Annotated in this window: 6 protein-coding genes; all 6 read left to right on the forward strand. The window is 51.3% G+C overall.

Features of this window, described 5'->3' with window-relative positions; all coding sequences use genetic code 11:
• The first annotated feature begins 10 nt into the window (after positions 1–10).
• The 6 genes from P9875_RS14055 (at position 11) to P9875_RS14080 (ending at position 8076) form a co-directional block, all read left to right on the forward strand.
• The gene (locus P9875_RS14055; RefSeq protein ID WP_099402248.1) at positions 11–1000 is read left to right on the forward strand and encodes a PoNe immunity protein domain-containing protein; all 990 of its coding nucleotides are present in this window, start codon (positions 11–13) and stop codon (positions 998–1000) included.
• A 373-nt stretch (positions 1001–1373) separates the two neighbouring features.
• Positions 1374–1808, forward strand: coding sequence for a hypothetical protein (locus P9875_RS14060; protein WP_158300149.1), 435 nt, complete (start codon positions 1374–1376; stop codon positions 1806–1808).
• Positions 1809–1845: 37 nt separating this feature from the next.
• Positions 1846–2862, forward strand: coding sequence for a PoNe immunity protein domain-containing protein (locus P9875_RS14065; RefSeq protein WP_035818209.1), 1017 nt, complete (start codon positions 1846–1848; stop codon positions 2860–2862).
• A 153-nt stretch (positions 2863–3015) separates the two neighbouring features.
• Positions 3016–4002 (forward strand): PoNe immunity protein domain-containing protein, encoded by a 987-nt coding sequence (locus tag P9875_RS14070; protein ID WP_278318729.1) that lies wholly within the window; start codon positions 3016–3018, stop codon positions 4000–4002.
• 502 nt (positions 4003–4504) lie between these two features.
• Complete coding sequence (locus P9875_RS14075) at positions 4505–5509, forward strand: PoNe immunity protein domain-containing protein (RefSeq protein WP_035826965.1); 1005 nt, start codon at positions 4505–4507, stop codon at positions 5507–5509.
• A gap of 794 nt (positions 5510–6303) precedes the next feature.
• Positions 6304–8076 (forward strand): ShlB/FhaC/HecB family hemolysin secretion/activation protein, encoded by a 1773-nt coding sequence (locus P9875_RS14080; protein ID WP_278318730.1) that lies wholly within the window; start codon positions 6304–6306, stop codon positions 8074–8076.
• Positions 8077–8144: the final 68 nt, after the last annotated feature.

Consider the following 8144-nt stretch of genomic DNA (forward strand, 5'->3'; position numbering starts at 1 on the left):
GGTGGATATTATGAAATTTCATGAAAAACGTAGGCAGCAATTCTTAAATGAAACGGCTTTTGAAAAAACGGCGACTTTTTTTATCACTACTGCACAAGCGGAATTTTCACGCGAATTAGGCGATCCAAGTAATGATGCACTGGGCCGCAGTCTTGTGTCAGCAGCAATCGCCGATTATACAGTTACAAATTATTTATTGAGCTACACCGCAGGCGAATCATTGGATGTGTTGCGTGAAAACCTTACCGAAATTATAAAGGTTCATGAGCAATCAACTAAATATGTTAGGGAGTATCAACACGACTCAGCGTTTCCGCCTCTGCGCTTCGCCGAAATAGACGATTACGAGCGCGCAATGCAACTCATTGGCCTTTGCTATCTTCTACATCGCCGTGACCTATTACCACGATTGGCAGCGATGCTTGACGGCGCATTTGCCGGTAAAGATACGCTCTATGAGGATTTGTTTGCCTATGAACTCAAGGATCGTTACGAAGTCGACGAGTGGTACCACGACGCGCCCTATCGCAATATCATCAATAGCTTTTATCGCGATACGGCAGAGGAAAGCATTCGGGACATCGAAGCCTATCTGAAGGCTTGGTACAAGTCTATGAAAAAAGCGCCGTGGCACGACAGTCATTTGAGCATGAACGCAGAAGGTTGCGGCGCGTATTTTGGTTATTGGGCAATTGAAGCCGCTGCGGCAGTATATCTTTTGGAACTGGACGACCGCAGTTTCCGCGATCACATCGTGTATCCAAAAGACTTGCTGGATTACGCAAGAAAGCTCGATAAACAAGCACCACTGGCGCCCTCAGCGCCAGAAAAACTGCGTGTTGAAGGTGGCACACCATGTCCCCAAACCGGCTACTGGTTCACCCCTGCTATATCCGGTAGTCTTCGTCATTTTGAACAAGGCGAGATCATGCCTGTATCCATGGATTCGCAGTATGGCGCGACCATCTGGCAATGGAGTAGTGAGCAATTACCGCCATAAGCGAACAGAGGGGTGAGGTACCCAGACTTTTTCGGCCACTCCTGTTTGGTAAACTTCTCCCACGGGGGAGTTGATGAAGCGAGCAATAATATACACGCCGGAGCGGTGAGCAGCGGTGGGCCGATGTAAGCTCCGAACAGCTTTCTATGATCGCGGAGCCCAATTGCCGCCTGCATCGTCGCTTGGTGGCGCGCCGATAGGTGTGCGGTCGGCTAGACCTCGAAGGGTGGTGAGCAACGCAACAATGCGGCGCAAGCGACCGGCCCGCAAGGCAAGGTTAATCCAGCGGAAAAGAAGCCGGAAAAGAAGGATCCCAAAGTCGCCGAAGCCGTCCACAACGCACCCACGCTTACCGCATCGAGCAATACGGTTAATGCCTCGATTGGCAACAGCGTCATCGAAGGTGTCAGCAAAAGCCTGGACGCCCTGGCAGACCTGGATGTGCTGGAGTAAAACCAAAGGAAAACACGCCAGCAACAAAAGCGCCGGCAGCATCGAACACAGGAACATCGAGCGAAATTATTGTACAGATGAGTCGCGCTTGGATTGGAAGAACATCAAGAGCGCCGTTGGAAATGAATTAGCGGAGGATATAAAGAGAAATGGTTATTCACCCCATCTTTTCTATACGCCGTTCTACCTGCCTTTGGCCGCAGAACATGAGAAAGCGTTGCTGAAGGACGAACGGGACAAGCACGAGAAACACTCCGATCACGACATCCCATCCACACATCGACACGCTGAACAAGAAGTGAAAGCGGCAGTTAATCACAAACATGCCAAACTTGGCTTAAAGTCCGAATCATGAGCGCGCTTGATTAATCTTTACTTATTGGCTAAGAACTATGCACTTTCATGAAAAACGTAGGCAGAAATTCTTAAGCGAACATTATTTTTCGTTTTTTTGTAACTCGATAAAAAAGGCAATTGAATATTGGAAGCATAATTTTCCTCCAGACATAGAAACGGAAGCACTCGCAAGATCGCTCGCTGCGGCAGATTTTGCCGGGCAAACTTGCGACCTTTTCTTGCTTCGATACACAGGCGGGGAACCGCTAGATCTATTGCGCGACGAGCTCGTCGGCGTAGTCGAGGCCTATGAAATATCCGCCAGATACAAGCGAGATTTCCAAGAAAAAGAAGATTTTCCTGTGTTTGCCTTCCAAGAAATCGATGACTTTGAAAGAATTGTTCAGCTACTTGGCTTGGCCATATTGTTGCATCGACGCGAGCTGATACCCCGCATTCATTCCTTAGTTGCCAATTCGGCCTATGACGGGCAAGATGCGATGTATGAGGAACTTGTCAGCCATGATATAGCTGATCGTCCTTATTTAGAGGCTTGGTATCACCAATTCCCCTATCTACACCTCCTCAGCGCAACTGACTTGGAAAGCTCCCAAGAAAAAATAGAGCAAATGCAGCAGTATCTTAAAATTTGGTACAAGTCGATGGAAAAGACGCCTTGGCATGATAGTCATTTTTCAATGACAGAGGAAGGTGGCACCTATTTCGGGTACTGGGCAATTGAGGCCGCCGCAATTGTTTATCTCTACGACATCAACGACAGCAGTTTTCGTGACCACATTGTCTATCCAAAAGACTTGGTGGACTTTGCGAGAGAACTCGATAAACAAGCACCACTGGCGCCCTCAGCGCCAGAAAAACTGCTTGTTGAAGGCGGCAATCCATGCCCCCAAACCGGCTACTGGTTCACCCCTGCCATCCCCGACAGTCGCCGTCATTTCGAACAAGGCGCGGTTATGCCTGTATCCGCGGATTCGCAGTATGGCGCCACCATCTGGCAATGGGGTACAGAATACAATTCCCGCTTATGCAATTCCATGAAATTTGAGCCGTAAAATACTTCGACATTCTTGGAAATACGAAAAATATTTCAATACATTGGCTTCAATTCAATGTTCCCGGAACTAGGATGAGACAGGCGCGAAACGGCACTTGCAAAAAATTTCTTTGCGTACCTGTCAAGTATAAAAATTCTTTAGGTGAGCCTTATGCAATTTCATGAAAAGCGCAGACAACAATTTTTGAGCAAGCAGTATTTTGAGGCGGATATTCAACATGCTACTGATATAAGTATTCCAAATCTATTGCAGGTTCTTAATGCGCCTGATAGCGATGCTGAGGACCGAAGTCGTGTTTCAGAAGCAATCGCATATAGCACATGCAAGAACTTTTTTTTGAACTATACGGCCGGTGAATCTTTAGATGTTTTGCGTGATGATCTTTCGAAAGTCATAGCGGCTTACGAGCAATACACGAAATTCGATCGTGAGTATGAAAAAAAACCGAAATTTCCGCCATTTCGTTTTGCCGAAATAGATGATTACGAACGCGCAATTCAACTCATTAGCCTTTGTTATTTGCTACATCGCCGCGACTTGTTGCCACGATTGGCTGCAATGCTTGACGGCGCATTTGCAGGCAAAGATACGCTTTACGAGGACTTATTTACCTATGAACTCAAAGGCCGTTATGATGTCGATGAGTGGTACCACGACAAGCCGTATCGCGACATCATTAACAGCTTTTATCGCGACATGCCAGAAGAAAGTATTTCGGACTTAGAGAAATATTTGAAAAATTGGTACACATCGATGAAAAAAGCACCTTGGCACGATAGTCATTTGGACATGAGAGAAACCGGGGGGGGCTATTTTGGTTATTGGGCTATCGAAGCTGCAGCAGCAGTATATCTTTTGGAACTGGACGACCGCAGTTTCCGAGACCATATCGTGTATCCAAAAGACTTGTTGGACTACGCCAGAAAGCTCGATAAACAAGCTGCACTTATGTCCACAGTGCCAGAAAAGCTGCGTGTTGAAGGCGGCAACCCATGCCCCCAAATCGGCTACTGGTTCACCCCTGCTATACCCGGCAGTCTTCGTCATTTTGAACAAGGCGAGATCATGCCTGTATCCATGGATTCGCAGTATGGCGCGACCATCTGGCAATGGAGTAGTGAGCAATTACCGTTATAAGCGAACAGAGGGGTGAGGTACCGGGCGGAAAGCCAGGTGGGAAAGAAGGCAAGAGGAATGGGAAGCATTCGGGTGGCGGCAAGCGAGCGCAGCCGAAGCAGGATGCGCCGGGCACCGGTACTACCGCAACACCGTAGACGAACAGTCATGTTGAACAACCGCTCGTGCAAATAAGCCGAGATTGGATTGCAAAAAACATTAAATCCTCGGGACTAGAGAGATCAGTAGTCGATGATTTTAAGGATGGCGGTATTAAAGTTTATTCCCGGCACTTGTTCTATACGCCGTTCTACCTGCCTTCGGCCGCAGAACATGAGAGGGTATTGCTGGAGGATGAACGAGAAAAGCACGAAAAACATGCCAATCACGACATCCCATCCACACATCGGCACGATGAGCAAGAAGTGAAAGCGGCTGTTAATCATAAAAACGCAAAACTTTGTTTGCCGATTGAAACTTAAAATATTTAACTATTTTTTTTAAATCAATTTTGGTGAGTAAAATGCAATTCCATGAAAAGCGCAGGCAGCAGTTTTTGAACGACCGATATTATGAATTGGAAATTCAATATTCCATTGATGAGAGTTTCCCCCGATTTTTACGAGCGCTTCATGCGAGCGACAGCAATGCAGAAGATAGAAGTCGTATTTCGGAAGCTATAGCAGATCAACTCTTTAAGATTTTCTTATTGAATTATACTGCGGGCGAATCGTTAGATATTTTGCGTAACGACCTTCCGAAGGTTGTAGGGGCTTACGAGCAGCATGCGAAATATATACAAGAATACGCAAATGATCCGATTTTCCCTCCATTTCGTTTTGCTGAAGTAGACAATTACGAACGTGCAATGCAATTAATCAGTCTTTGTTACCTGCTACATCGCCGTGACTTATTGCCAAGATTGGCGGCAATGCTCGACGGCGCTTTTGCCGGAAAAGATACGCTCTACGAAGACTTGTTTTCCTATGAGCTCAAAGACCGTTTCGAAGTCGATGAGTGGTACCACGATAAGCCATATCGCGACATCATCAACAGTTTTTATCGTGATACGCCAGAAGAAAGTATTTCGGATGTGCAGAAATACCTGAAAGCATGGTACACATCGATGAAAAAAGCATTCTGGCATGATAGTCATTTGAACATGAGAGAAGACGGTGGCGCGTATTTTGGCTATTGGGCGATTGAAGCCGCTGCGGCAGTATATCTTTTGGAACTGGACGACCGCAGTTTTCGCGATCATATTGTCTACCCCAAGGATCTGCTGGACTATGCTAGAAAGCTCGATAAACAAGCGCCACCCACGCCATTAGCACCAAGACAACTGCGTGTTGAAGGCGGCAATCCGTGCCCCCAGGCGGGCTACTGGTTTACCCCTGCCATCGCCGACAGTCTTCGTCATTTCGAACAAGGCGAGATCATGCCTGTATCCATGGATTGGCAGTATGGCGCGACCATCTGGCAATGGAGTAAGGAGCAATTACCTCCCCTTAAACCAACTGTGAAGTGAGCCGTTCTTGGCCTTATTAAATAGTCCGGTCTGGGAATGGGAGCCAAGTTCAGATCCGCCATTCGTGCACGATCTCAGCCTTGGCCGTCTTGATCTGCAGCAGGTGCGCTTTATTAAATGCCGATACGGCCCGACCGACTGACTGTCTTGCTCGAGACGTGAAAAGCGGTGGCGATGTGGGACACAGTAAAAGCGGTTAACAGATAAGCGCGTGTCATTGTTTCGTCTCTGTCGCTATAGCGGGCATGATATTGCGCGAGTGACAGTGTAACAGCGCGGCGCTGCTGCCTTGGCGTACGTTTGAATGCTGCGGAACGCTGCGATTGCTGATGTGCCGAAACGAAGGCTTCATCGCAAGAAGAATTGGCTGGCTCGTGCGAGCGAGCGGACTGGTGTCTCCCATCCCAGTCGCGACAAACCGTCAATAACGGATTTTTCTGGTGAAGGTTTTTTTGAGGGTATCGTTTAGCGAATGGTTTGGAAAGCACTGAAAAATTAAGAGCGTAGGTACGTCATTGACCATCGAGTGGGAGTGAGTTTTCACTAGGAAACTTTACATGCTGGAATGACTGAGTAAGCCAAAGCCCTGTTTTTACAGGGCTTTTTTATGCCGTCGATGCCAGCTCCCATAGCCTGCTGTGCTGCCACAAGGCGGCGCGGCTTTTTACTAGTGGTAATTGGATAGATGAAAGACAGTTACCAAACAGGTAAAGTTCTCAAGAAATAAATAAAATTGCTATACGGAAATAATTATTTTATAATCTACTTAAGAAAATAATTACGTAAGGCAACATATGCACCTGCGCTTGACGCCATGGTGCGGTGTATTTTTGTTCAGTGGCGCCCTGTGTGCCGCCGTGTCCGCGCAGACCCGTCCCGAAATTGCACCGCCCCTTCCCAACACGCCTGGCGCCAGCCAGCGCGACGATGCCAGCCAAGAACTCATCCGCCAGCAAGAACGTGAGCGCCTCCTGCGCCAGCAGCAGGAGCGCAATCCCGACGTGCGCCTGCTCAAGGCGCCGGTAGCCGTCTCGGCCAACCGCTTGCCTGCGGGCGAATCGCCGTGCTTTACCATCAACCAGCTTGTGTTGCGCGGCGAGGGCAGTGCGCAGTTTCAATGGGCGCTGGACGCCGCCGGGCGCGATGACCTGGGCGCGGCTGACTCTGCGCTGGGCCGCTGCCTGGGCACGCAGGCCATCAATGTACTGATGGGGCGGCTGCAAAACGCCATCATCGCGCGCGGCTATGTCACCACGCGCGTGCTGGCTGAACCGCAGGATTTGAGCCGTGGCACCCTGGCCTTGAGCCTGATACCGGGGCGCATCCGCCAGATCGGCTTTGCGCCCGGCACCAATCCGCGCGCCACCTGGTGGAACGCCGTGCCGGCGCGGCCCGGCGACTTGCTCAATGTGCGCGATACGGAACAGGCGCTGGAAAACTTCAAGCGCGTGCCGACGGCCGAAGCTGATATCCAGATCATGCCGGCCGAGGGCGGCAATGCCAAGCCGGGCGAGAGCGACCTGCAGATCCAGTGGAAGCAGTGCTTGCCATTCCGCCTGGCGCTGGGGCTCGACGATGGCGGTTCGCGCTCGACCGGCAAGCTGCAGGGCAGCGTGACCTTGTCGTACGACCACTGGCTGACCCTGAACGATCTGTTTTACCTGAGCCTGAACCAGAACGTCGACGGCGACCGCAACGGCCCGCGCGGCACGGCCGGCATGGTGGCGCATTATTCGATCCCATACGCCTACTGGCTGCTGGCCTTCACGGTCAGCGACAGCCACTACCACCAGTCCGTGGCCGGCATCAGCCAGGACTACAACTACAGCGGCGCCAGCCAGAATCGCGAAGTGAAACTGTCGCGCCTGGTCTACCGCGACGCCTCGCGCAAGACGACGGTTTCCTTGCGGGGCTGGCAGCGCGCCGCGCAAAACTTCATCGACGACACGGAAGTGGAAGTGCAGCGCCGTCGCATGGCCGGCTGGGAAGTTGGCATCGGCCACCGCGAATTTCTGGGCCAGGCGACGCTGGACCTGAATCTGCAATACCGGCGCGGCACGGGCGCGATGGATGCGCTGGCAGCGCCCGAGGAAGCGTTTGGCGAAGGCACCTCGCGCCTCAAGCTGCTCCTGGCCGACGCGGCCCTGTCGGCGCCGTTCACGCTGGCTGGCCAGCCGCTGCGCTACACAGGCAGCTGGCGCACGCAGCACAACCGCACGCCGCTGGTGCCGCAGGACCGCTTTGCCATCGGCGGACGTTACACGGTGCGCGGCTATGACGGCGAAAGCAGCCTGTCGGCCGAACGTGGCTGGCTGTTGCGCAACGAAGTTGGCGTGCCGCTGGGCAGCAGCGGCCAGGAAGCATATGCCGGGCTCGACCACGGCGAAGTATCGGGACCGTCCGCCGAATGGCTGATCGCGCGCCGCCTTACGGGCGGCTTCGTCGGCTTGCGCGGCCAGTGGCTGGGCGTGCAGTACGACGCCTTTGTCGGCTGGCCCGTGCGCAAACCTGAGCTGTTCCGCACGGCCAGCCATACGGCCGGCTTCAGCCTGAACGCCAGTTATTGATAATTAATAATGTAGTTACGTAGTTTTAAAGAATCAAGTCACTAAACGCAGCCATCCGCCAGACGTTT

The organism is Janthinobacterium rivuli, from assembly GCF_029690045.1.
GTDB lineage: Bacteria > Pseudomonadota > Gammaproteobacteria > Burkholderiales > Burkholderiaceae_D > Janthinobacterium > Janthinobacterium rivuli.